7 tRNA genes and 2 rRNA genes (1 of these 9 cut by a window edge) are annotated in these 2,500 nt (G+C 52.6%); all 9 read left to right on the top strand.

Annotated features, from left to right (window positions below):
- A 23S ribosomal RNA gene (locus CEQ83_RS26530) occupies positions 1 to 1,611 on the top strand (it extends 1,325 nt beyond the left edge of the window).
- Positions 1,612 to 1,674: 63 nt separating this feature from the next.
- Positions 1,675 to 1,790, top strand: a 5S ribosomal RNA gene (rrf, locus tag CEQ83_RS26525).
- A 114-nt stretch (positions 1,791 to 1,904) separates the two neighbouring features.
- Positions 1,905 to 1,980 (top strand) — tRNA-Val (locus CEQ83_RS26520).
- Positions 1,981 to 1,984: 4 nt separating this feature from the next.
- Positions 1,985 to 2,060: transfer RNA gene (locus CEQ83_RS26515), tRNA-Thr, on the top strand.
- An 8-nt stretch (positions 2,061 to 2,068) separates the two neighbouring features.
- Positions 2,069 to 2,152: transfer RNA gene (locus tag CEQ83_RS26510), tRNA-Tyr, on the top strand.
- Between the two features lie 6 nt (positions 2,153 to 2,158).
- Positions 2,159 to 2,233 (top strand) — tRNA-Gln (locus CEQ83_RS26505).
- A gap of 4 nt (positions 2,234 to 2,237) precedes the next feature.
- A tRNA-Lys gene (locus tag CEQ83_RS26500) sits at positions 2,238 to 2,313 on the top strand.
- 13 nt (positions 2,314 to 2,326) lie between these two features.
- Positions 2,327 to 2,408: transfer RNA gene (locus CEQ83_RS26495), tRNA-Leu, on the top strand.
- Between the two features lie 19 nt (positions 2,409 to 2,427).
- Positions 2,428 to 2,499: transfer RNA gene (locus tag CEQ83_RS26490), tRNA-Gly, on the top strand.
- The last annotated feature ends 1 nt before the right edge of the window (position 2,500 follow it).

The following is a 2,500-nucleotide window of genomic DNA, read 5'->3' as shown; positions in this document are numbered from 1 at the left end:
GAGAATCTTGTCCACCGAATGCCTAAGGTTTCCTGAGGAAGGCTCGTCCGCTCAGGGTTAGTCGGGACCTAAGCCGAGGCTGAAAAGCGTAGGCGATGGCCAACAGGTTGATATTCCTGTACCACCTCCCCGCCGTTTGAGTAATGGGGGGACGCAGTAGGATAGGGTAAGCGCGCTGCTGGATATGCGCGTTCAAGCAGTTAGGCTGATGAGTAGGCAAATCCGCTCATCATAAAGGCTGAGCTGTGATGACGAGGGAATTATAGTACCGAAGTTCCTGATTCCACACTGCCAAGAAAAGCCTCTAGCGAGGCGGGAGGTGCCCGTACCGCAAACCGACACAGGTAGGCGAGGAGAGAATCCTAAGGTGATCGAGAGAACTCTCGTTAAGGAACTCGGCAAAATGACCCCGTAACTTCGGGAGAAGGGGTGCTCTGGTAGGGTGTATAGCCCGAGAGAGCCGCAGTGAATAGGCCCAGGCGACTGTTTAGCAAAAACACAGGTCTCTGCGAAGCCGCAAGGCGAAGTATAGGGGCTGACGCCTGCCCGGTGCTGGAAGGTTAAGAGGAGGGGTTATCCTTTGGGAGAAGCTCTGAATCGAAGCCCCAGTAAACGGCGGCCGTAACTATAACGGTCCTAAGGTAGCGAAATTCCTTGTCGGGTAAGTTCCGACCCGCACGAAAGGCGTAACGATCTGGGCACTGTCTCAACGAGAGACTCGGTGAAATTATAGTACCTGTGAAGATGCAGGTTACCCGCGACAGGACGGAAAGACCCCGTGGAGCTTTACTGTAGCCTGATATTGAATTTTGGTACAGCTTGTACAGGATAGGTAGGAGCCTGAGAAGCCGGAGCGCTAGCTTCGGTGGAGGCGTCGGTGGGATACTACCCTGGCTGTATTGAAATTCTAACCCGCGGCCCTGATCGGGCCGGGAGACAGTGTCAGGTGGGCAGTTTGACTGGGGCGGTCGCCTCCTAAAATGTAACGGAGGCGCCCAAAGGTTCCCTCAGAATGGTTGGAAATCATTCGTAGAGTGTAAAGGCACAAGGGAGCTTGACTGCGAGACCTACAAGTCGAGCAGGGACGAAAGTCGGGCTTAGTGATCCGGTGGTTCCGCATGGAAGGGCCATCGCTCAACGGATAAAAGCTACCCCGGGGATAACAGGCTTATCTCCCCCAAGAGTCCACATCGACGGGGAGGTTTGGCACCTCGATGTCGGCTCATCGCATCCTGGGGCTGTAGTCGGTCCCAAGGGTTGGGCTGTTCGCCCATTAAAGCGGTACGCGAGCTGGGTTCAGAACGTCGTGAGACAGTTCGGTCCCTATCCGTCGTGGGCGTAGGAAATTTGAGAGGAGCTGTCCTTAGTACGAGAGGACCGGGATGGACACACCGCTGGTGTACCAGTTGTCTTGCCAAAGGCATCGCTGGGTAGCTATGTGTGGACGGGATAAGTGCTGAAAGCATCTAAGCATGAAGCCCCCCTCAAGATGAGATTTCCCATAGCGCAAGCTAGTAAGATCCCTGAAAGATGATCAGGTTGATAGGTCAGAGGTGGAAGCGTGGCGACATGTGTAGCTGACTGATACTAATCGATCGAGGACTTAACCAAACTTTTAAAAGCGTAAGCTTTACTCAGCCAACTGTTATCTAGTTTTGAGAGAGCAATCTCTTGTCTGGTGGCGATAGCGAAGAGGTCACACCCGTTCCCATACCGAACACGGAAGTTAAGCTCTTTAGCGCCAATGGTAGTTGGGACTTTGTCCCTGTGAGAGTAGGACGTTGCCAGGCAATGAATAAAACCCCTTATGAGTCTCTTGTAAAGAGCATAGGGGTTTTTTATTTGAAATAGTTTATTATGAGTATTCAAAATAACGCTTATTAACGCGCTTATATAGATTCTTTGGAGGATTAGCTCAGCTGGGAGAGCACCTGCCTTACAAGCAGGGGGTCGGCGGTTCAATCCCGTCATCCTCCACCATCGTGCCGGTGTAGCTCAACTGGTAGAGCAACTGACTTGTAATCAGTAGGTTGGGGGTTCAAGTCCTCTTGCCGGCACCATTTATATCGGAGGGGTAGCGAAGTGGCTAAACGCGGCGGACTGTAAATCCGCTCCTTCGGGTTCGGCAGTTCGAATCTGCCCCCCTCCACCATTTTATTGGGCTGTCGCCAAGCGGTAAGGCAACGGATTTTGATTCCGTCATGCGTTGGTTCGAATCCAGCTAGCCCAGCCATAGAGAGCCATTAGCTCAGTTGGTAGAGCATCTGACTTTTAATCAGAGGGTCGAAGGTTCGAGTCCTTCATGGCTCACCAGTTATATTTACACGCGGGTGTGGCGGAATTGGCAGACGCGCTAGACTTAGGATCTAGTGTCTTATGACGTGGGGGTTCAAGTCCCTTCACCCGCATCTTAATTTAGATAAATGCGCGGAAGTAGTTCAGTGGTAGAACACCACCTTGCCAAGGTGGGGGTCGCGAGTTCGAACCTCGTCTTCCGCTC

The organism is Priestia megaterium, from assembly GCF_009497655.1.
Lineage (GTDB): Bacteria > Bacillota > Bacilli > Bacillales > Bacillaceae_H > Priestia > Priestia zanthoxyli.
The sequence above is the reverse complement of the archived record's forward strand: the minus strand, read 5'-3'. Positions and strand labels throughout refer to the sequence as shown.